Source organism: Neolewinella aurantiaca (assembly GCF_008014675.1).
Classification (GTDB): Bacteria; Bacteroidota; Bacteroidia; order Chitinophagales; family Saprospiraceae; genus Neolewinella; species Neolewinella aurantiaca.
Genome location: NZ_VOXD01000053.1, coordinates 1 through 22,068 on the forward strand (window position 1 = coordinate 1; position 22,068 = coordinate 22,068).

At 53.1% G+C, this 22,068-nt stretch carries 21 protein-coding genes; 9 read left to right on the plus strand and 12 right to left on the minus strand.

Going from position 1 to position 22,068, the window contains the following annotated elements; all coding sequences use genetic code 11:
- Positions 1 to 513: 513 nt before the first annotated feature.
- From FUA23_RS21160 to FUA23_RS21170, 3 genes are read right to left on the minus strand one after another with little or no spacing between them, the layout of a single operon-like run.
- Positions 514 to 1,359 (minus strand): universal stress protein, encoded by an 846-nt coding sequence (locus FUA23_RS21160; RefSeq protein WP_147932777.1) that lies wholly within the window; start codon positions 1,357 to 1,359, stop codon positions 514 to 516.
- A gap of 32 nt (positions 1,360 to 1,391) precedes the next feature.
- The gene (locus FUA23_RS21165) at positions 1,392 to 1,715 is read right to left on the minus strand and encodes a cupin domain-containing protein (RefSeq protein ID WP_147932778.1); all 324 of its coding nucleotides are present in this window, start codon (positions 1,713 to 1,715) and stop codon (positions 1,392 to 1,394) included.
- A 52-nt stretch (positions 1,716 to 1,767) separates the two neighbouring features.
- Entirely contained in the window at positions 1,768 to 2,619 is an 852-nt protein-coding gene (locus tag FUA23_RS21170) for a universal stress protein (RefSeq protein WP_147932779.1), read from the minus strand.
- A gap of 403 nt (positions 2,620 to 3,022) precedes the next feature.
- On the opposite strand from FUA23_RS21170, the gene FUA23_RS21175 reads away from it, so the two are divergent.
- The 5 genes from FUA23_RS21175 (at position 3,023) to FUA23_RS21195 (ending at position 7,242) form a co-directional block, all read left to right on the plus strand.
- On the plus strand, positions 3,023 to 3,883 hold the full coding sequence (locus FUA23_RS21175; RefSeq protein ID WP_147932780.1) for a universal stress protein: 861 nt from the start codon (positions 3,023 to 3,025) through the stop codon (positions 3,881 to 3,883).
- A 43-nt stretch (positions 3,884 to 3,926) separates the two neighbouring features.
- Positions 3,927 to 4,676: a hypothetical protein gene (locus FUA23_RS21180; RefSeq protein WP_147932781.1), complete on the plus strand. Its 750-nt coding sequence runs from the start codon at positions 3,927 to 3,929 to the stop codon at positions 4,674 to 4,676.
- 27 nt (positions 4,677 to 4,703) lie between these two features.
- Positions 4,704 to 5,609 carry a universal stress protein gene (locus tag FUA23_RS21185; protein ID WP_187271173.1) on the plus strand — a complete coding sequence of 302 codons (906 nt, stop codon included), beginning with the start codon at positions 4,704 to 4,706 and terminating at the stop codon, positions 5,607 to 5,609.
- A 1-nt stretch (position 5,610) separates the two neighbouring features.
- Complete coding sequence (locus FUA23_RS21190; RefSeq protein WP_147932783.1) at positions 5,611 to 6,357, plus strand: hypothetical protein; 747 nt, start codon at positions 5,611 to 5,613, stop codon at positions 6,355 to 6,357.
- A gap of 279 nt (positions 6,358 to 6,636) precedes the next feature.
- Positions 6,637 to 7,242, plus strand: a complete 606-nt coding sequence (locus FUA23_RS21195) for a protein-methionine-sulfoxide reductase heme-binding subunit MsrQ (RefSeq protein ID WP_147932784.1) — start codon at positions 6,637 to 6,639, stop codon at positions 7,240 to 7,242.
- Between the two features lie 56 nt (positions 7,243 to 7,298).
- Here FUA23_RS21195 and FUA23_RS21200 read toward each other — a convergent pair whose 3' ends face one another.
- The gene (locus tag FUA23_RS21200; RefSeq protein ID WP_147932785.1) at positions 7,299 to 8,204 is read right to left on the minus strand and encodes an AraC family transcriptional regulator; all 906 of its coding nucleotides are present in this window, start codon (positions 8,202 to 8,204) and stop codon (positions 7,299 to 7,301) included.
- A gap of 208 nt (positions 8,205 to 8,412) precedes the next feature.
- On the opposite strand from FUA23_RS21200, the gene FUA23_RS21205 reads away from it, so the two are divergent.
- Entirely contained in the window at positions 8,413 to 9,936 is a 1,524-nt protein-coding gene (locus FUA23_RS21205) for an aldehyde dehydrogenase family protein (protein WP_147932786.1), read from the plus strand.
- Between the two features lie 134 nt (positions 9,937 to 10,070).
- Positions 10,071 to 10,436, plus strand: coding sequence for a DUF779 domain-containing protein (locus FUA23_RS21210; protein ID WP_147932787.1), 366 nt, complete (start codon positions 10,071 to 10,073; stop codon positions 10,434 to 10,436).
- On the opposite strand, the gene FUA23_RS21215 is transcribed toward FUA23_RS21210, so the two are convergent.
- The gene (locus tag FUA23_RS21215; RefSeq protein ID WP_147932788.1) at positions 10,433 to 12,784 is read right to left on the minus strand and encodes an outer membrane beta-barrel family protein; all 2,352 of its coding nucleotides are present in this window, start codon (positions 12,782 to 12,784) and stop codon (positions 10,433 to 10,435) included. The two genes, FUA23_RS21210 and FUA23_RS21215, sit on opposite strands and share 4 nt — an antisense overlap.
- A gap of 585 nt (positions 12,785 to 13,369) precedes the next feature.
- Here FUA23_RS21215 and FUA23_RS22475 point away from each other — a divergent pair.
- A complete protein-coding gene (locus tag FUA23_RS22475; protein ID WP_187271174.1) occupies positions 13,370 to 13,543 on the plus strand; it encodes a hypothetical protein in 174 nt (57 codons plus the stop codon).
- A gap of 115 nt (positions 13,544 to 13,658) precedes the next feature.
- Positions 13,659 to 14,288 carry a class I SAM-dependent methyltransferase gene (locus FUA23_RS21220; protein ID WP_147932789.1) on the plus strand — a complete coding sequence of 210 codons (630 nt, stop codon included), beginning with the start codon at positions 13,659 to 13,661 and terminating at the stop codon, positions 14,286 to 14,288.
- Positions 14,289 to 14,296: 8 nt separating this feature from the next.
- Here the strand turns inward: FUA23_RS21220 and FUA23_RS21225 are convergent, their stop codons facing one another.
- From FUA23_RS21225 to FUA23_RS21255, 7 genes are read right to left on the minus strand one after another with little or no spacing between them, the layout of a single operon-like run.
- A complete protein-coding gene (locus FUA23_RS21225) occupies positions 14,297 to 16,309 on the minus strand; it encodes a TonB-dependent receptor plug domain-containing protein (RefSeq protein WP_147932790.1) in 2,013 nt (670 codons plus the stop codon).
- Positions 16,310 to 16,320: 11 nt separating this feature from the next.
- On the minus strand, positions 16,321 to 16,653 hold the full coding sequence (locus tag FUA23_RS21230) for a DUF6686 family protein (RefSeq protein WP_147932791.1): 333 nt from the start codon (positions 16,651 to 16,653) through the stop codon (positions 16,321 to 16,323).
- A 5-nt stretch (positions 16,654 to 16,658) separates the two neighbouring features.
- On the minus strand, positions 16,659 to 17,732 hold the full coding sequence (locus tag FUA23_RS21235; RefSeq protein WP_147932792.1) for a hemin-degrading factor: 1,074 nt from the start codon (positions 17,730 to 17,732) through the stop codon (positions 16,659 to 16,661).
- A complete protein-coding gene (locus FUA23_RS21240) occupies positions 17,695 to 18,528 on the minus strand; it encodes a heme ABC transporter ATP-binding protein (protein ID WP_147932793.1) in 834 nt (277 codons plus the stop codon). The genes FUA23_RS21235 and FUA23_RS21240 overlap by 38 nt, the downstream gene beginning before the upstream one ends.
- Positions 18,525 to 19,547 (minus strand): FecCD family ABC transporter permease, encoded by a 1,023-nt coding sequence (locus FUA23_RS21245; RefSeq protein WP_147932794.1) that lies wholly within the window; start codon positions 19,545 to 19,547, stop codon positions 18,525 to 18,527. The genes FUA23_RS21240 and FUA23_RS21245 overlap by 4 nt, the downstream gene beginning before the upstream one ends.
- Before the next feature lie 5 nt (positions 19,548 to 19,552).
- Positions 19,553 to 20,437, minus strand: coding sequence for a heme/hemin ABC transporter substrate-binding protein (locus FUA23_RS21250; RefSeq protein WP_147932795.1), 885 nt, complete (start codon positions 20,435 to 20,437; stop codon positions 19,553 to 19,555).
- 2 nt (positions 20,438 to 20,439) lie between these two features.
- Positions 20,440 to 21,708, minus strand: a complete 1,269-nt coding sequence (locus tag FUA23_RS21255; protein WP_147932796.1) for a T9SS type A sorting domain-containing protein — start codon at positions 21,706 to 21,708, stop codon at positions 20,440 to 20,442.
- Positions 21,709 to 22,068: the final 360 nt, after the last annotated feature.

Here is a 22,068-nt window from a genome sequence, read left to right on the forward strand (position 1 = left end):
AAGTGGATGGTGAACCAAACAAGCGTTTCTTGGGTCAGGAATCTGATCGACTCCAGGTAATGGATCAAGGGGGAGATTGGTCGTTTCCTTATTTTGCATGACTCAATAACGGAAAACAATCCCAGCTAGATTAATTTTATAGTATGCGTTAGCCCTGCCCCCGGCCCCTCTCCTCGGGAGAGGGGAGACGTGACAAGCGGCAAGTTCGTGATAGTAGTGCATCTCGTGATACACACCTCATGCAAAATCATCAAAACCAGTCGCGATGCGCTTCCCTCTGTCTTTGCTCCTCGTCCTTTCTTCTGCACCTGCGTTCGCGCATAATCCGCCCGGAACGGATAACGGTCCTTTACAGATTTCTGGCTCAGTAATGTAATCTCAGGTCCCGACGAGCGGACGGTGAACCACAACCATCAACGACCTGCTACTGAGGTCCTCAAGATTCGTATAGACGGGAGGTGACAGTAACGGCTGCCACCCAATATTCATTAACCATGGGGGATTTCATTTAAATCAACCGAGAATCAGCAGCGGCAGACTCGTTTTTCCCGCGGATTCTTTGGTCTCGCTTTGTTCAAACAATCGGTTCCACCAGCTCCGCCTGGTCTTCATCATCACCAGCATATCGTGCTGGCTTGACTCCAGATATCCGAACAGACCATCGGTGACGTCCTCGTCGTAGACGCTGGTAAATGAGGCTTCAAGACCATCGTAAGGCTGCTCAAAAACCCGCCTGAACAGGTCGATTGCTTCGTCCGACTGGCCTTCAGTGGGATGGCACACGTGCAGGAAATTGATCGAAGGCCGGAAGGGCCGGAAAATATCGGCAACGTACACGCCCCATTTTCTGTCCTCCTCTTTCAGGCTCGTAGCGACGCAAATACTTTCAGGTGCAGTAAAACTGGTGCCTGGAGGCAGGATGAGGATCGGAGACTTCGCCTTAGCGGCCAGGAAAGCCGCATTGGTGCCAAAAAGCCGGTCCCAACCATCGGTTATACCGTGGGTACCTGCCACAATTAAGTCGACACCTTTCTCTTCTGACTGGTACACGATAGCTTCCCCCAACCCGTAGCTCGTGGTGCTGCAGGTAACTTCAGGAACAGCCTTCAAGTCAGATTGAACACCTTTCAATACGGTTGTCATGAATTCATCCAACCGTCTGTCTTCCTCAAGCTGGATACCCGCTGAAAAGTCGAACACAATGTTTCCCTGAGCTGCCACGGCACCGGCTGAAGGCAGGCAGTGCAGCAGGTGAACGGAGGCGGAAAGTTCTGACGCAAGGCGAATCGCGTACTCATAACTCCTGACGGATACGGGGCTGTAATCGACCGGGACGAGAATTTTTTCAATCGTTGACATAACTGGTGGTTGAAAGTGAAGGTTAAACAGTATCAGCCCCGTATGAGGAGGCAGATGCTGCGCCGGTTGGCGAGTACGGAATGAACTTTATCTACGGGGATGTCTATCTCATCGTAGCAGAACAAGGGAACTGATGTATCTGCATCCTGGTACACGACGCTGCCTTCCAGCACGGTCAGTTTGGCGGGAACCTTAGTGACGTGATCAGGGAATAGTTCTCCGGCGTTCAGCCCGAGCACAATCACCTGAAAACCGTTACTGCTGTACAGGTTTTTGGTTACAGGGCCACTGGCGGATTTAAGCTTCAACATCACCTCCTCGATGGTAGAGTCAGCAGGAATCGGGTATTTACTCATAAGTAGGATTATTTTGCAGAACACGTAGCGTCATCTCGCCCTGGTTCCGGATTTAGGTCTGGTGAAGGATGAGAAGGGGAACCTCCGTTTTCAGCATGGCTTCGTATGTATGACTGCGCTTTAGTAACCGTTCCAGCCAGCTGCGTTGCGGGCGGTTCATAACCAGTAAATCTGCCCCGGAGGCATCCATATGTTTAAGAATTTCCTCTACCTCATCTGTTCCGTGCAGACGGGTAAATAAAAGGCGGTCGTGGTACTGGGGACGGTCTACGACTTTGCGGAGCAAACTCAGATTGTATTCGGTCTCTTCTCCACCGTCATTAGCAACGTGAACGAATTCAACGGTTGGCTGGTAAGGGGCGAACAGATCGAATATTGCCGAAACTTCAAAGGCATCGAGGTGCTTGAGGTCGGTAGCGTAGCATATTTTTTTCACCGGCCGGTAGCTGGATTCGTCAGGAACGATCAGTACCGGAACTGTAGCCTGGTCGATGAGGTAGGTTGTATTCGTGCCGATCAAACCGGACAAAGGTTTTTCCTTTCCGGTGGTACCCATTACAACCAGGTCAGCTTCGCCGTCATCGATCCTCTTCTTAATGATTTCTTCCATATCCCCGACTTTGATAATCGAGCATACTTCCGGTATTCCGGTGAGTTGATTCATTGCAGCATCGATGCCTGAACGTCGGAAACTGATCATGTTTTCTTCGGCTTCCTTTTTCAGTTCCGAGCCTCGGGCTACCATGATCCGGTCCATCCCCGGCGATGAAAGTGAATCCGGCATACAGTATAAAAGATCAACACGGGCGGGATACAGGTCTGCCATCCGGAGTGCAAAATCGAAGGCGTTACCGGCTACGGCAGAGAAATCAACGGGAACTAAAACTGATTTAAGGGTACGCATGAGCAGTTGTGGCTTTGTTGCAAGCTAAGGTAGGATCACACGATCCCCATAGCTATGACGGGCGTCACTGCTGCTGTTGATATTTGTCACTTACCCGTCGTAGGCGGGCGCGGACGCAGGTGCAAGGGAGTGTTTTGAGAGCATTGCTCCTCAGGAAGCCGGCCTCGCACCTGCGGCCCCGCCCTTGCTACTGAAGTTAGCCGGACCTGTTGATTGGGTTGAGCGCCTCTGGCGCGATAAAAAATGTGCAATCGCGCCGGAGGCGCTCAACCCTGCCAGGGCACCACCCTGCGGCCGCGCCCGGACCGAAAGCGACCTCCACGACAATAATCATCCGGTAAGATGATCTATGTCATTGAATACAAGTCCGTAACGCCTGAACTTTGGATCAAAGCAATTAGCCATGAATAAGATTATTGTCCCTACCGACTTCTCCTCTACCGCCGCAGCTGCGCTGCGCTACGGGCATTTCCTCGCCCAGGCTACCGGCCTCGAACTTGAGGTGATCCACGTACATGATGGCTACGGCCACAGCGAATCTCCTGACGTAAAGAAGGGAAGTATGGAGGCCCGCCAAACGGCCCAGCGCCGCATTGATGAGTTTATACGCTTCAACGTTCTCACTCCCGTGGGTGAGGGGCCTGCAGAGCCCGAAGCCACCATTGGAAGCAAAGAAATTACCGGTGCTCCTTCGGACGTACTCATCGCTGCCAGCCGCGATAAAACAACCAGCCTGATCGTAATGGGCGGCGTCGGCTCGGGTGTGGTCAGTACCGTTACACCGTTTTTCGGCAGTGTTGCTAAAACCGTAGCAAAAGGTGCCGAGTGTCCGGTATTACTGGTCCCTAAAGACTATAAAGAACCAAGCCTGAAGCGCGCCTCTATTGCCTTCGATGAAGCAAACGGACTGCGCGAAACCAGTAAAGGTTTCGACTTCCTCCGGATTCCCCTGAAGCCAGCCATGCGCTTTGTGCACGTCCGTGACATGAGCGAAAAAACCGAAGCCCGCAAGGAAATCGGTTTGATGGAAAAAATCCTGAATACCGGATTCCCCGGCTACCCCGTTGAACTGGACCTTCTGGACCCCGGCGTAACTGCGCTGCAGTTACTGGAATACACGAACGAGCAAGGCGTTGACCTGCTGGTAATGGGCCACCGCAAACGGAGCTTTTTCAAACGCTTATTCACCCACTCTCAGACGGCTCAGGTCGTGGATTACACCGGCGTCCCCCTACTGGTAATTCCGATTCAGGATTACGCGTAACACCAGCAACCACCTCTTGATCATCACCGTAAATTCAGAATTAATGGTATTCTCTATTGCTCCTAAAGTCATTCTGGTTATCATCTTTTCACTGACCAGCGCAAGTTGTTCTGAGGATCAGCTAGCGGAATTGGGAACGCTCGAACGAAACCTTCTTCTGACCTGGATTGCGCTGGAGCGGAACGACGAAGATCGGGTGGCAGCGTACAACGAAGATGCTCAGAAAGCCTGGACCGCTATCCGGGGTCAATACCGCGACGCCCACCTGAGCAAGCCACTTCTGCAATCGGCCGGGAGAGTTGATCTCTGGATGCTTAACCTCCGCAACGCCGTCGAATACAAGCAGCCCGGGCGTGCACTGATGGCGGTGAACCTTATGCAAAACGAACTGACGGTCCTCCGGCCTCAACTCGGGCTGAACCACCCGGCTGATCAACTGTACGAATTCTATCATCAGTGGCAGGACATCGTCGAGGCCAGTAACGATCCGATGCTGTGCCTGCTGGAGTGGAACGAATTTGAGCACGAGTTTGCCGCAGCCAATGCAACCTGGCGTACCTACCTCAAATCCCGGCCACGGTTTATGGACAATACTTTCCCGGGGCTCGGCAAAAGCGCAAGTCAGTCTGAGTCCTCCGCCGTTGCGCTGACCCAGGGCCTTGATGCCTTCGCCTCCCTCCTGAAAGAAGGCAACCACACGCTGGTTGCTGCGCCCAGCCGGGCAATCAACGAAATGTTTTTCGACTACCTCGCGGTAATCACAGACTATCAATCTGCTCAAAAAGCAATCTGAGTTCTTTAATCCGATAAATCCTCAATGATGTCATCAATTCTAGTTCCTGTAGACTTCAGCCTGCCGTGCCACAATGCATACCGCTTTGGGTTGCACCTTGCCGAAGAATTTAAGTTAAACGTTGTGCTGGCTCACTACTCTTCGGGAGCTATAGACCCCGGGCAGCCACTGGTGTTTGCGGGTGACGGCAGCCTTCATGGCTCCAACGTAAAGCGACTGGAAAATTTTGCCAGTTCCAACGCCGACGGTATCGATTACCCGCTGCTCGAACCGCCTCAGGGCGTAGAAGTGACGTACGAGGCCGAGGTGGTGTTTTCCGTATCTGCATCTATCATTGCGCGGGCGTCCAAAGAAGACATCAGCATGGTGGTCATGGCTCCCCGCAGCACCCGTAAGCTTCTGGGTAAATGGTTAGGAAGTACCTCCACTACCGTCAGCGAAGCCTGCCCCTGTCCGGTGTGTTTGGTTCCCGAAGATGCACAATTCAGCCCCTGGAAGAAAGTCGTCGTGGCAAATAACAGCGTAACGGCCGAGGCGTATCCTCTTTGGCAGATCGAGGATATCGCGCGGAAGTACAGCTCTTACGTGCACTTTGTCCACGTGCAGTGGCCTCGTCAGTATGGTCCGCTCAAGTTTACGCCCTGGCGGCTCATGGAAAAACTAGTCGACGAAACGCCCGCCGACTATCCCTTCGATGTAGTTACCGTCGATAACGAGGACGTTACCGCAGGACTGATGGAATACGCCGATAAAATCGACTCAGACCTGATTGTCATCGTGAACAGCCTCCGCAACCGGTGGCGCTCGTTGATCCACGCGTCCCTTACGCAGGATCTTGCCCTCCGCTCTAAACGTCCCGTTCTCGTGCTTCACGCCGAGGACACAACGGTTAGTGAAGAAATCCTCCAGACCGAAACGGAAAACATCAACTGATATGCGTACCCTGAAGATTGTGCCGGCTGCGCTACTGCTGCTAATCGCCTTGATTGCTCACTCCTGTACGGAGGACGAATTGATCAAGAGCAGGTATGCCGAATCCAACTACGTAAACCTGCTCTATGCCCTGAGCCAGCAGGATACCACAGAAGCGCAAAGCGCTTCCTCGGTTCTCGGCCGGACAATTTCTTCGATGCAACTGCGGTGGTACCGCCCGATGGAGGATGAGGAATCTGATAATATGTACTACCATCTGGCAAAAGCAGAACGGGCTTATTACGAGAGCCGAACTTCCGTGGCGGAAGGAAACCTCGAGCTGGCCTCCGTGCAGCTGGACCGGGCTGTATACGAGCTATCTGCAGCAGATCCTGTGGCCTTCAATGAATTGTACGTTGGCAGCATCTATGATTTCATTGCAACCTGGATGGAAGTAAGCCGGGCGGTTCAGGACCAGGAATTGTGCAGCATGGCCTGGGGAGAGTTCAGTCGGTACGGCAAAGATGCCCGCCATGCATGGCAACAGGTGAAATGGAGAAAACCATCGGAACAACTTTATGCCTTCACTCCCGATCAACTGGCAGAATTCCGGTTTTCCCACGCAGAGATTGATGCATCCGTAGACAACTTCATAGAAGTGATCAAATCTGGAGATCAATGTGCTGCTCAGGTAGCCGCAAAAGACGTAGATGCTGCGATGTGGGCACTGCTGTCGTTGTTCGGTACCAAACCGACATCTGAATTGTAAGAACTGAAAGTAGCGTGTCAAGCTCCTTCCTGATTGTGTATATGATTTGTTAGCCCCGGCTGTTGAGCCGGGGCGTTTTTATTTAAGGAGTTTCCGGCGCGAACGCAGGTGCACAGAGGGTTGAAATACAACGTTCATCCACGATGAGAGAGCTGAGTGACCCGTGCATATCTGGTTTGTTCCCTCTGCCCCCCCCCCGATCAACTATTCCTCTATGATGGTCGTTCCTGACGAAACGGGATACCACTCCCCTCACCTTTTTTAACTGCAACCTGGCAAATGGACGGATTGAAATCCCTGATTACCGGTAAGTACAGCCTGTGGATATTACTGGCCATACCCGGAGCATTACTCACCAACAATTACCTCAGCGGCGGTATCACCTACGATATGATTATGCATATCACCGGCGAGCTTGCGGCTCGTTTTCTTATCATCAGCCTCATTGCAACTCCGATTGTCCTGATGTTCCCCAAAGGTAGAGTATCCCGGTGGCTGATCCGAAACCGGAGGTTCTTCGGAGTGGCGGCCTTCGCTTATACCTTGCTGCATACGATCTTCTATGCCCTCGAGTATCCGCTCGGGCACTTGGTGGACGAGTTTGCTGACATTGCTATTCTTACTGGTTGGGTGTCGTTCTTCATCTTCATACCGCTGGCGATCACGAGTACCGATGCTGCGATAAGGCAAATGGGCCCCGCCTGGAAGAAGCTTCAACGCTGGGTGTATCTGGCGGCCGTACTGGCTTTCGTCCACTGGGCGCTGCTTGGCCTGCAGGGGCCGGAAGCGAGCATGGGGGGTGCGCTTGCCCATTTCACTCCGGTGATGTTGCTTCAGCTTTACCGGGTCTGGAAACAGCAGAAGTTGAACCGGGCAAAGGTCTGAGATCAGGCTCGATGAGCTTATTTTGCACCTGCGTCCGCGCCTCCGCTACTCTACCCTTATGCTGACTTAGCCAGAAACGACGTGGGATTCACGCCAAGTCTTTGCTTAAATACCCGGGTGAAGTAGCTGGCGCTGTTGAATCCGCACCGTACAGCCACCTCCTGAACACTGCAATTCCCCCTGCGGAGAAGGCTTACGCCAAGTTTAATCCTTTCGCTGTTCACGAACTCCACCGGGGTGACGCCCATTTCGTTCTTGAAGGCATTGTGAAACCCGGAAGCACTCATGCAGGCGAGCCGGCTCAAGCGCTCGACCGTCAGGTGATCGTCTAAATGGTTGAGGATATAAGAAACTGCGGCTGTGATGGGGTTGCTCTCGCGGTGCTTCCCGGGGTCGGCAACGTGCAGGCTACGCGACTCCGCCTCCAGAAGTCGGATCAGCAGCTCCCGGAGAGACATGCTCACAAAAATATCCTTGGCTGCATGGTCCTCGGCGCAAAGAAACACAAGGCGCTGGATGAGGTGGGTTATTCCCGGATCATTGGCGAAGTGAAAATTGGTTTCTTCCCGCTGCCAGTGCCAGCCACAGGTGCGTGGTCTGCGTTCGTTCATTTCGTCCGTTACCCGCTGAATTTCAGAGGGGTCAATTTCCAGGGCCAGGCACTTCGTTGGTCTTCCCGCTTTCGCATCAGGGAAATCGATGACCATCAGTTCTTCGGTTGGTAGCATTACCGACTCCCCCGGTAAAAAGTTGAACCCCGGTTTTTTACCGAGGTGCATCACCTTGCGCCCCTCGATCATGCTGGCCAGGACCGGGTTGTCGAACCGAAGATTCACGGCCGATGCCCGCTCATGGGTCTCAAACAAATTGAGTGCCACTGATTCTAACGTGAAAGTGGTTCGGTTCTCTACCAGGGTATGCAGGGGTTTGGTTGGAAGTGAGTTTACATTAAGGCTAAGCATGATACGTCATTTAAAAATGATAGCTAAATATATGAACTTATTGCCTTATAAAAATAGGCAAATGACTGGATGGGCAAAAGAAATAGAGGATAGTGCAGATAGATAACAGAATCGTGCAAGGCACTGGACCTATACTCCCCTAATTTCGACCTATTATTTAAGAGCAAGTGCTTTTGAGGCTTGCTCGATTACTTAAAATAGTCGATACATGAGTACTACAGCAACGACTGCCGCACCGACTTTAGCTCGTCCGCAGTTCAAAAATCAATACGAAAACTACATCGGAGGTAAGTGGACTCCGCCCACCAAGGGAGAGTACTTCGAAAACGTCTCGCCGGTAGACGGAAAATCCTTCACCAGTATTCCGCGGTCTTCCAAGGAGGACGTTGACAAGGCAGTTGCCGCGGCCTGGGAGGCCGCAGGTCACTGGAACAACACCTCGGCAACGGAGCGCAGTAATATGCTCCTCAAAATTGCGAACGTCATCGAGGAGAACCTGGAGGTTTTGGCCCGTGCCGAAACCTGGGACAACGGAAAATCGATCCGCGAAACCCTCGCTGCCGACCTTCCCCTGGCCATCGATCATTTCCGCTACTTCGCCGGCGTGATTCGTGCCGAAGAAGGAGGCGTATCCGAACTCAACAGCAACACTGTTTCCATGAATGTATGGGAGCCACTGGGCGTTGTCGGTCAAATCATTCCCTGGAACTTTCCCATCCTGATGGCCGCCTGGAAGATCGCTCCGGCACTAGCTGCAGGCAACTGCATCGTTCTGAAGCCAGCCGAGCAAACCCCGGTAAGTATTCTCGTGCTGATGGAGATGATTGAGAACATACTTCCCGCAGGCGTACTCAACATCGTAAACGGATTCGGTATCGAAGCGGGCAAACCGCTTGCCAGCCACCCCGACATCTGCAAAGTGGCTTTCACCGGTGAAACCACCACCGGTCAGCTTATCATGCAGTATGCCAGCAAAAACATCATCCCCGTTACGCTGGAGTTGGGCGGTAAAAGCCCCAACATCTTCATGAAAAGCGTTATGGACGCCGACGACGAGTTCTTCGACAAATGCCTCGAAGGAGCAGCCATGTTTGCCCTCAACCAGGGCGAAGTCTGTACCTGCCCCAGTCGGATTCTTGTCGACGAATCCATCTACGACGAGTTCGTCGAACGCTTCATCAAACGCGTGGAAGCCATCAAAATGGGCCATCCGCTCGATCCCGCTACCATGATGGGCGCCCAGGCCAGCAGTGATCAGTACGAGAAGATCCTGAAGTACATCGAGATCGGAAAAGAAGAAGGCTGTGAAGTCCTTACCGGAGGAGAAGCAGCTTACGTTGATGAACTTGCCGGTGGTTATTACATCAAACCAACCGTGCTAAAAGGAAACAACAAGATGCGCGTCTTCCAGGAAGAGATTTTTGGCCCTGTGGTGTGTATCACCACCTTTAAGGACGAAGCCGAAGCCATCGAAATCGCCAACGACACGCTCTACGGCTTGGGTGCGGGCCTTTGGACCCGCGACATGCACGAAGCTTACGGTGTCGCCCGTAAAGTACAAGCAGGCCGGGTTTGGGTAAACTGTTACCACGACTACCCTGCTCACGCTCCCTTCGGTGGCTACAAGAAGTCAGGCATCGGTCGCGAAAACCATAAGATGATGCTCGACCACTACCGCCAGACGAAGAACATGCTCATCAGCTACAGCAAAGACAAGCTCGGTTTCTTTTAGGCCAGGGGAAGAGTACAGAATACCTGTTCCATAGCATTTTACCCAGCCGGTCAGTACGCATTTTAGTACTGACCGGCTATTAGCTTTATGGGTCTTCTAAACCAGGAAATACTTTCTAATTTAAATAACCGATCATGCCTAAAGTAGATATCACCGACGCGGCCCGTGCCGTAATCGACCGGCTCCGCGAGGAGCACGGAGCCTTAATCTTTCACCAAAGCGGAGGTTGCTGCGACGGATCCTCGCCAATGTGCTTCCCTGATGGGGAATTTTTCATCGACGACAACGACCAACTCCTCGGGGAAGTCCACGGATGCCCCTACTACATGTCGAAGTTCCAATACGAATATTGGCAGCATACTCATCTTACGCTGGACGTGACGGAGGGAAGAGGCTCCAGTTTCTCTGCAGAAATTCCGCTTGGCCTCCGGTTCGTAATTGACTCACGGTTGCTTACTGAAGCCGATAACGAGGTCAGCGCCGAGCCGCAGGCCGATTAGTGACGCTTCTGCCCTGAAAACTCCATCGCTTCGCCTTTGCCGAAGCCGTAGCTCAATCCCAGGGTAACGAATCTTCCCCGCTGGCTGTAGTCGTATACGTAGAAGGTAGGTTGGTTGGCAATGCTCTCCCGAATTCTGGAAGCAAAAAGATCGCGAACACTCATATTGAGGACCATTTTACCCTTCAGTACTTTCTTGCGTATTCCGAGGTCGGCAAAAGTATAACCAGTCACCCTGCCCTGTACGGTCTCATAACCTGACCGGAGGTTGCCGGCCAGTTCAAGGTCGATGTCCATTGGTAGTTCGAATTTCGATACCAGACGTCCGTTCAGCTGATCGGCCGTAAAGTCGTAGCTGACACCGTCGAGTTCCGCCGTACGGTCGAAGTAGTTGAAGTTGAAATCACCACTGAGCGTCATCCATTTTGCCGGCCGGAACTTGCCGTTCAACTCTACACCGTTGGAGCTGCTGGATCCGAGGTTGATGGGAGTCGTAACGTTTACGTTGTCTTCGAAGAAAGATACCCGCTCCACTACATCGGTGGTGTAGCGATGGTACACGCCCGCGTTGAGGCTTAACTGACCTACGATGAGGATGGCCGTAACTTCGTAAGAGTCGGTGTACTCCGGCTGAAGGTCGGGATTACCTGCGCGTACATTGAAATTGTCCCGGATATTGAAGAACGGATTCAGGTCCCAAAGCCGCGGCCGGAAGATGCGCCGCGAGTACCCGGCCTGAATGCTGGCAGCCTCGCTTATTTTATAAGAGCTGTGCAGCGAGGGGAAGAAATCCACGAAACTCTGATCGTTTGTCTCTCCTGTATTCACCAGTAGCGTGTTGAGTTCAGTTTGCTCTACCCGCAAGCCGGCTTTCACGCCCCAGCGTACACCTTCGTAGGCGGTGGTTGCGTAGGCACCCAATACGCCCTGATCGTATTCGAACCGGTTGGTAAGATCCGCGTCTGGCACAAATTCAGTACCAACGAGGTTGCTCGTTTCAAAGTCATTACCCACATCGCTGTACACGTATTGCAATCCGGTTTCAATCGTGACCATTTCGTTTACCGGCCGGGTGTAATCGGCTTTGAAGGTGTAGTTTGTTTCGCCGAAGTCTGTACTCGTGCGCTGATCCCCGAAACGGGCTGTTCCTTCGCTGGTGTTGGTTGTGAACTCCGAAGATTGGTCTTTGACGAAAGAGCGGCCCAGCGCGCTGATGATGAGGGCATGGTCTTTATCCGCAGCGTCGAACTGCCGTTTATAGTTCAGTTCGTACTGCCATTTTGGGTTCACCGCTTCGGTGCTTTCCGTCCGGCGCCAGGCATCGGTCAGGTTTCCTGCGTTGTCCAGAACCATGAAATCCGTGTCTGCATTTTCTTCCTCTATTTCGTAGGCGAAGTTGCCGGAGAGGGTGAGCACGTTGAGGTCATTAATGTGGTAGTCGGTACCGAGGATGAGGTTATAGAAATTTTCGTTCTTGTCCGATTCTCCCGAGCTGTTTACGGTAGTGCCCGAAGTAAGATCGCGATTGATGCCCTCGTATTCTTCGGGGAAAGTCCGGTAGCCTACGCCCAACTGACTGAACAGGTTGAACTTTGTCGTTCTCCGGTTAAGGCTCAATCCTAAACTATGATTGTTGGGGATGCCCGTGTTCAGGGTAACTGATCCATTGGTTCCTTTACGCTCGTCCTTTTTCATCACGATGTTGATGATTCCTGCGGTTCCTTCTGCTTCGTACTTCGCCGAAGGGTTAGTGATGACTTCTACACTTTCGATCATATCGGCGGTTATCGTCCCCAGGGCGTTACCTCCGTCGTTGGCCAGCACTGATGGCTTACCATCTATGAGTATTTGCACCCCTCCAGAGCCCCGAAGGTTGATCTGCCCTTCAATCGTTACGGTTACTGATGGAACATTATTGAGCACTTCAAGGGCGCTCGCACCGGCGCTGCTGAGATCTTTACCGACGTTGAACACCCGCTTGTCCAGCTTAAATTCCGTTGTCGAGCGCTCACTGGTAACGATAACTTCGTCCAGCGTTTCGCCGTCGGGCCGCATAACGATGTTGTTCAGGTCGGTTCCTTCAATATCTTCGATCAGTACGGGCGCAAAGCCGAGGAAACTTATTTCCAGTTGTACATCGGGACGCGGAGCGGCTAGTTTGAACCGTCCGTCGGTATCGGTCGTCGTCCCTGTGATCATGTTTCCTCCATCGGGTTCAATTACCTTCACGGTCGCAAACTCGACGGGTTGGCCGCTTCCTTCCACTACCCTTCCGGTCAGTTCGATGGTTTGGGCGCTAACGCAGGTGCAAAGCAGGCTTAAAAAGCAAAGTAGTAAAGCGTTTCTCATATGTATGATCTTTTAAGTTCAGGTACGATAAAGGTTAAGGGACGAAGAAGAGAGGCGGGTGCAATCCATATTGTCGCGATCGCTCCTCCCCAGCGTAGCGGTGTGGGGAGGCTGGGACGGGGTTGAGCGACAATATGGTTTGCGCCCAGAGAGGCAACACAAGTAACTCTCAATGCGAAGCAGAGCCTGCAAGTAATTTATAAAAACCTGGCGGGCTGGGTAGGGTTGTTCTTCCGGAAGGGCAAATATCGAATATCTAACTGTACGGGGCACTAGTATTCGACCATACGGGGCTGGCTTTCGATAGCTCAGGATATCTATCGACTATTCAGCTTTTTGGGTGGGCTACACCTCCCGGTACTGAGGTAAGTCCGGTTTCGTTGTTCTGGTTTGGGTAATATCCACAAAGGCTCAAACCGGACTTTCTGCACCCATGTGCCCTGCATGCTGGAAGGCTAAAAAAGATGAAAAAAAATGGATCATTAAGTGTGACGCAATTAGTGTTTCCGACTCTTTTGTAGGAGACCAGCGGAAAACGCCTGGCTTGCACCATTTACCAACCAAAACAACAAAACAAGAACTAAAATGCCCGTAAAAACTAAAGCCGAGAAAGTCGCTATGGCTAAAAAAAATGCCGAAGCAGAGAAAGCTAAAAAGAAAGCACTCCGCGAAGGAAAAGCTAAAGCTTCAATTCCTGCCGGTATTAAAGGCAAAAAGGGCCCGTCTCTGATCAACCAGAGCAAAGCCAAAAAGAAGTAAAGTCCGCAAAGACTTTCCTTAGTTCAGCCCCATCCTCCGCATCCCGGAGGATGGGGCTTTTTTTTCCGGGCCGTTCAACTTTCTCTTATCAGCAATCATTCTTCCTGAAAAAATCATGGCAGAATTCTGGGAAACACATTTCAAAGCGAAGCAAGAGATGTGGGGACAGCAACCCGCTGATTCTGCACGCGCTACCGCCAGGGAGTTCGAAGCGAAAGGGCTGACCAATATCCTGATTCCCGGGTTCGGTTATGGCCGGAACGCTAAACCTTTCCTAGAATATGGCTGCCGTGTCACCGGAATCGAAATATCCCAGACGGCCATCAATATCGCAACGCAGCACTTTGGTGAGCAGATGACCATACACCACGGCAGCGTTACCGATATGCCCTTTGATGAGGTACTGTACGATGGCGTCTTCTGCTATGCACTAATTCACCTGCTCGACGAAGAAGAGCGTGCCAAACTGATCCGGGATTGCCATTCCCAGCTTAAGCCAGGTGGCTACATGGTATTTGTCGCTATTTCCACGAAGACTAAAACCTTTGGTGAAGGGATAAACATCGGCAAAAACAGGTTTGAGACCAGACACGGCGTCAAACTGTTTTACTACGATCAAGCATCCATCACCGCAGAATTCGGAGCCTGCGGTCTGGTAGAAGCCACCGAAATCAATGATCCGGCCAAGCCAACAGACGGCAACAAATCTCAAATATTCTGGAAAATCACTTGTGTGAAGAAGTAACTCCTACCCTACCAGTGCAGGGTTAGCCCCAGGAATCCGCTTCGTCCGAAGTCAATCAACTGCCCTGCTTCCCCACCGGAGTGTGCACCTGCGGCCGCGCCACTTGATACGTGCACGCGCTCCCGGTCGAGTATGTTCTTGACACCAGCAGTCACTGAAACCCGGTCTTTCCAGAATTGCTTATTTGCCGTAAAGTGCAACAGGTGATAATCGCCTACGAATCCACGTACCAAATGGCCGTCGGCATCCGCCTGATAGCGGTCCTGACGGCCAACATACCGGTGATCCAACCGTGCACTGAAGCCGGCCCTCGGCAGGCGGTAGATCAACTGGTTGCTTACTTCTCCGAGCGTCAGGAAGTCAGGTGCATCGTTTTCAGCGTTGGCCAGGGAGTTGAACAGGCGGGTGAGGGCACCTCCGGAGGTGATGCTCCAGTGCTCGTTCGGACTGTAGTTGAGTTGCAAGGTACCTCCGTAGGTTTTGTATTCATCCAGGTTGACATAGCTGAATATTCCATCGTCTACGTCAGCCAGCGTAATCCGGTTTTTAATTGAATTGTAGAAAAGTTCCCCCGTGACAGTAAGCGGCTTTCTGGAGTTACCGGTCCACTCTCCGCTAAGCCGGAAATTCTGACTACGCTCTGCGGTCAGGTTCTGACTTCCGATGATGTAGTGGTTCACGTCCACGAAATTGAAAAACAGCTCCTGAATTCCCGGAGCGCGAAACCCGGCCGCATAGCCAAGGCGCCAGCGCCAGGCCCTGGAAGGCTTCCACAACAGATGTACCGCAGGAACCACCGGGTGCCCGTAACGGCTGTTGTGCCCCAAACGGGTTGTCGCTTCTGCTGTCCAGTTCGAATGAAAGCGGTAGCGCAGACCGAGCCAGGCGGCCAGGTTGGTAATTGCGGGCGTCAGGCTTTGGGAGGCGGTATCGAGAATCCGGCCTCCGGATCCTGTCTCTCTTCGGTATTCGAGGCCGAGCTGACCGCTTAATTTCCGGCCTTCGGCGTCGCTGGTAGCCAAGCTGAATCTAACCATCTGCCCCGTGTAGGCAGTAGTGTCTTGCCCGCCGGCCACCAGACTGGTGGTGTCCGGTTCAAGGTCACGGCGCTCGGTACGCTTTAAACGCTCGAAGGTGTTCCAGCCCGCTGTCAGTTCGCTGTGCAGCATCGGGGAGAACTGGTACTTTGCCGACAACGAATGATCCATCCGTGTGGTGGTGTACAGCTGATCGGAGACATAAGGGAGGTATTGCGGCCGGCGGACTTCGCCGTACAGTGTGAGGGTTTCCTCAAAAGCCCGGTAGCCGTAATGGACCTGGAGGGAATCGGAAGGGCGGTACCTCAGATTGAGATCGTACCCCAATTGCTCTTTCGGGTTCCAGGGGATAACCCCGGCGCGCAGGCTGTCTACCGATCCGAAGCGCGCCTGGTAGCGGTCGATCCCACCGTCTACCTGAAAATCTCCTAACTGACGGCCGAGGCGGACGTACTGCCGGTCGAGATCTACCGTTTCGTATTGTCCTCCCGCTTCGAATTTCCATGCTGCATCTTGCTCCGTTGCGGTGATGAGGTTCACCACCCCTCCCGCAGCATCGCTGCCGTAGCGGGCCGAGAGTGCGCCGGCTACCACTTCCACCCGGGCAAAGCGGGCCAGGTTGAGCTGGCTGAGGTCTATCTCTCCGCCCAAACGACCGATCACGGGTACACCATCGATCATTACCTGAATGTTCTGCCCGCCCAACCCCTGTATGGAAAGCCCCGTGCCCAGGATCGGGTCTGGGCTCACACTCATAGTGAGTTGCCGTTGCAGCAATTCCGATAAATCATTGATGCCCTGAGCCCGCCATTCCCGTTGGGTAAGTACGGTGACTCTGTGAACCGCATTGCGGGTTTCGGTCGGTGCATATTGCGCCGTTACCACCACATCGTCCAGGTCTACGGACAGGATGAGTGAGTCCGCCTGCCCGAAAACGGGTACAGCGATCAGAGCAAAAAAAAGCGAAGAGATGAATTTATTCATAGCAAGATTCCTTACTGCTGTGAGACGGGGTCCTGAGCCGCCAGTATCAGCAGCCCTTTCTGAAGAATACTATTGAGTCGCTCCAGGTCTGCAGCAGAGAGAATGATCCCAAAACCTACATAGGGAGTATCCAGAAAGATGTCTCGCCTCATCCGTTCGGTACGCTGTGCGTACCTGTGGTAGTAACGATTTATCAGATCGGCGAAGCATTCCAGATCGTGTTGATTCTGGCTCAGGGCGAACGTTCCGTAGCTGATCTGGAAGCCAGAACAATTAGGACAATAAACCAGGTAGCCGTATTTATCCTGGTGCAGGACGGTGGGTTGGTGGATGTGATCAGACATAGTGCTTACTTTGTAGAGGCCATCAGGGAACTGGTGGCCAGTTCTTCGAGGATGTCGGTCCAGCTTTCCAGCTCGGGGGTACCGGGTTTCCGCGCTCCGAAGAAATAAGTGATCATCTCGCCTTCTTCCGTGAAGAGTTCCAGGCTGGTGACGATGCCATCGGTCGTTGGTTTACGAACCACAAAAGCGGTTGAGATGGCACTGGTATCGAGATGGAGATTGAACTTAGGATCGAGGATATTGAACCAGTCGCCCATCCACTTCAGGTTTTTCACCGGTCCGCTGTGTATTTGGACACAACCGGAGCTGTGAACGAAGCACATAATGGGAACTTCCCTTTCGGCGGCTGTGTTGAGTACGAACTCTACGGAGAGCTTGTCTACCGGAGTAACGAGTCCTTCGGGAGCCAGGCGTAACGCCTGGGTGCGGGTAAGGCCGAATTTGCGGAGCATCCCAAAGAACTGATGCGTATCCTTCAGGTCGAGCCATGCTTGCTGGAAAGCCTTTATGTCGATTTCTTCGTCCGGTTTTTCGGCTTTTGCTGCGGGTCGGGTGCGGTCTTCAATCACGATTGGTTCCTGGTCGGTCCGGAATTTCTCGACGATGGACGCCCAGCCGGCCAGATCACTTTCCGGCGTAGCGTAGATTTTATGGACCGCTTCGCCGTATGCGTTATAAAACTGCAGGCCATGCAGGTCGCCGGCTTTGCCGCGGCGCATTATAACGGCTAAAGCGTACACCCACTCGTTCATAAACAGGCGCAGATCGATGTCAGGGTTTACCGCCACGCCCATATTATGACCGCCGGGGTAAAAGGTGAGGTTGTCGTATACGCCTTTCCGTTCGTGAACGACATTATCGTTGCGGGTAAGGGCCATTACGTAGCCCATTTTCTTTACTTCCTGTAGTAGTTCTTTAAAATCACCGCCGAGGCGGATGACATCTTTGCCGATCCCAAGACTGATCAGTTCAGCCTCGCTTATTCCGAGGCGGGTAGCCTGGTCACGGGCACGAAGCCGGGGTTCTTCGGTACGTAATTTTTCAAGGCGCGAGCGCAGGAGCGATGTTTGGTTTTCCATAAGGCAAAGTTGTGATTAGCGGACAGTTGAAACAGGGGTGAGGCTGTATCAGGCAGTCTACGTTAAAGGTTTCTTGGATGATGGTTTTGGTTAATACTTTGGTCGTGGGCCCTGCTGCGACGGTCTCCCCGTTCCGGAGGAACAGGAGATCATCGGCGAAGCGGGCCGCAAGGTTGAGGTCATGTAATACCGCCAGGACACCCAGCCCGCGTTCCCGGGCGAGGCGGGTTGCGAGATCGACGAAGCGGTATTGTTGCTCGAGGTCGAGCGCCGCGGTGGGTTCATCGAGCAGCAGGTAACGGTTGTTCTTGTGGTCGGGGTTTTCTACGTCGAGTTGCAACAGGCACTTGGCCAGCAAAACGCGCTTTTGCTCTCCTCCCGAAAGAGTCGGGAAAGAACGATTCTTCAACCTGGTGATGTCGAGCAGTTCCAGGTATTGAGCTACGGCGCTTTTACGCTGCCGCGCTGTCATTTGGTGGTAACGGGCATAGCAGCCCAGTTCTACAACCTCGGCAACGGGTAAAGGAAAGCCCAGTTGTACCGATTGGGCAAGTACAGCCCTCCGCCCCGCCAACTCTGCCGAAGGGATGTCTTGCATTGCCTTTCCATCAACCGACACGGCACCTGCGGCCCCGCCCTGAGTAACCTGGCCCGCCATGATTTGCAGCAACGTCGATTTTCCTGCTCCGTTCTTGCCCATCACTACGGTGACCCTGCCCGGCGTAACCGTACAGTCGATATCGCGCAGAATGTTTCTGCCGTTCAGTTTCAGTCCCACTTTCTCCGCACGCATCATAGCCAACTTATTTTGCGGCGCTCACGCAGGAGCAACCAGAGAAAGAACGGGGCGCCAACGAGGGCCGTCAGGATGCCAATTGGCAATTCAGCCGGCGCTAATATGCTGCGCGACAGTGTATCGGCCATCAGCAGAAAGCTGGCGCCCAACAGCCCCGAATACAATAGTAAGCGTCGGTAGTCGGTCCCCATCCACAAACGCAATACGTGAGGGATGACGAGCCCAACAAAACCAATAAGGCCGGTCAGCGATATGCACACCCCCACAATAAGGGCCGTCCATACGATTACTCTTTTCTTGACCCGTTCCACCGAGAAACCGAGTTGAGCCGCTTCGCGCTCGCCGAGCAGGAAAGCATTAAGCGCCAGGGCATCCCGGCCAAGAAAATATCCTCCGGTGATGACGATCGGTGCCGCTATGGCTACTTGTGTCCAATTGGCACCGCTCAGGCTGCCGAGCGACCAAAAGGTGATGTCGCGCAGTTGTTCCTCATCGGATTGATAGATCAGTAAACCGGTAATTGCTCCGGTTAGAGCAGCTATCGCAATTCCCGCCAGAAGCATGGTCGCAACATTCAGCTGCCCTCGCCCCGCCGCAAGCCGGTAAACAATTCCCGTCGTCAGCAGAGCACCGATGAAGGAGGCAAGGCTCACACCCAGTTGTTGCACCCAAAGCGGAAACGCAGCCAGCAAATGAACGCTGAAGACCAACATCCCCACCGCAAACAGCATCGCTCCGCTGGTTACCCCGATCAACGTTGGCTCCGCCAACGGATTCCGGAACAATCCCTGAGTCGCCGCTCCGGTCATCGCTAGGGCTGAACCAACAACGACGGCCATGAGCAGGCGGGGCAGGCGGACCTGCCAGACCAGAAACTGCTCGAGCTCCTCGGCCCTGCCGGTCAGGGCAAGCCACAAATCAGCTACGCTCAGGTCGTAAGCGCCCGTCACGATGCCCGCCGCCAAAGAGACGGCGAGTAAAGAGAACAGAATGATGAGGATGATGAAGCGGGAATGCACGGTTGTTATTTAGTTACGGAGACGTGAATTTGTTGGGCCAGTTCGTTAGCTGCCTTTGCTGCGCGCGGACCGAATCCCAACAGGTAATGGCCGTCCATTGCAATAATGTGGTCATTGCGGAAAGCCGGGGTCTGACTGATGCCGGGAATGTTGGCAAGGCCGTCTTTGCCATCGAGGCTCGCTAATCCGGACGAGAACATGAGGATTGCGTCGGGTGCGGCTTCCACCAGAGCTTCCGGTGTCAGTGGTTTGAAGTCGCTGAACGACTGGATGGCGTTTTCGCCACCCGCCAGTACGATCATCGCAGCAGCTTCAGTATCGGTTCCGGCTACCATCAGTTGCTTTGCGCCCCGGGCGTAAATGAAGAGCACCCGTGGGGTGATCTCTGTGCCTTCCAGCGTGGTTTCCAGTACTTGCTTGTCGGAACCGATCGACGCGGCGTACGCATCGATTTTATCCGTCTCAATCGGTAAATGATCGGCCAGGGTCTTAGCCGCAACGACGGCATTGTCCAGCGTAGCGTTCATTTTTACGGGCACTACTTTCACTCCGGCTTCCGCCAGGGTTTTAAGTGCAGGCTTATCCTTTGCTTCATCGGCAACAAAAACAACGGTAGGACGGAGCGCAAGCATTCCTTCTACGTTGAGCTGGCTGACGTGTCCCAGTTTAGGTACTTCGTTGGCGGCTGCGGGGTAACTGCTGGTTACATCCACGCCAACGAGTTGATCGCCGTAGCCAAGATCGTAAAGCAATTCGGTTAGGGTCCCATTGAGGGAAACGATTCGCTGCTCTTCGGCACCTGTGGTTTCGGCTTCGGGGTGGCCTTCACTGCTCGGTCCGCAGGCGGTAAGCCCAAGGAGGAGGAGCAGAAATACGGGGAAATACTTCATGGTTATTGTTTGATCAGGTGATGCGTAAGCACGCCGATGCTTCCCTGTACCCGCACGAAATAGTTGCCGGCAGGCAGGTTGTTAAGCGGGATATTGATCTGATTGAGGCCAACATTCAGGGCGCGGACGCGGGATGCATAGAGGGTTCTTCCGGTTGGGTCGATCACTTCCAGGCTGAGGTCTTCGGCAGCATTCGCTACTTCAATTTCGAGGGTAGTTTCCTGCGGAGCGGGGTTCGGGAACAAGCGGCTATTGTTTACGCCGGATGGCAGACTTGTAGTTGCTGTAGCGTTTTCAGCGTTCACACCGAAAGTGGACACACCGGTCGAACTTCCCTCAAAATCGATGAATTGAAGGCGGTAGAGGCTATCGGGAGTCTGTACGAAGTACACCAGATCCTCCGGGATTGCCCACTGGAAAGTTCCCAGGTCAAAACTTTTCCATTCGTATCCGATGGTTGTCAGGGTGTCAGAGTAAGCTTCCTCATCAGTAGGAGCGGCAACCGTTGCGGGGTCTACTCCCGAGAGTTTAGCCACGCTTACACCTTCGTTGTGGAGCACGCCGGTAACGTTGTAGTCAAGGATGCCACCTTCGCCGTCGGCCAGCGGAGTTACGTAGCGGGTAAAAAGCAAATCCCAGTTTTCCGGTTCCAGGTCAACTAATCCGTCTTCGAAGGAGAAATACGCCAGTGTTTTACCGGCAAACTGAGCTTTATCGACCATGACTGTATCGGTAGTGCTGCCGTCCAGCGGACCATGAATGAAGGTGTACACGCTTCCGGCTAGTGCTTCTACGAACAGCTTGTGGTAAACACCATCGCGGGTTGCGAGGAAGAATACCCGCGAGCCACTAACGATGTGAGTGGTGGGATCGTAGGTCCCCCACCCCAGGTCGAAGGGGTCGGATGGTGCTGCGGGTGCGTTAAACGCACCGTCGTCCCAACTGGATTCTCCGTTATAGAGTCGTCCGGTAATCTGGCTGGTATCGGCCGTAGTGAAATCTGTAGCCGAACTGGCGTATAATTCAACGGCCCGCTGGGGCTCGGCCTGGGAAGAGGAAACACCTTCGTTGACCAGAATGCCAAGTGAGCGGCTGCCAACATTAAAGGCGATGTCCCACGCTGTGTGGTCTACCTGGGTAGAATTCCCCGTAGCCAGTTCGAAGTACACCGAAGTGGCGTAACCAGGTCCCTGCTCGGCCTGCATAAATTGCGCCGAAACGGCATACGGGAGCACCAGTAAAAGGAAGAGATATGTAGAAATTGACTTCATTGTTTACATTTAGTCTAAATAATAATAGCGCAAATGTAGTGCCGTAATTCCGTAGTATGCAAATCTACCGAACACTTTATTTTTAATTGGTCTAAATAAGCTACAATGGCCGACAAAGTGGCTTTTTTTGCCGTATTCGTTCGTACAAATGAGTGCGAATGAATGGTTTAGGGTGGTCTTCTGGCCACACTTCCCGGGTTGTATGGGTTGATCCTCCTCTTTTGGGGGTGTGTATCACAATGGTCCGCTACGATTTTAGGCTTCTAAAAAAGGGTAGGCCCTTAACTTGGTGATTCTCACACCTACCAAGAATGACCTACCCGACGAAAATCGAAACTCTCGCTGCCCAAATATTGCAAA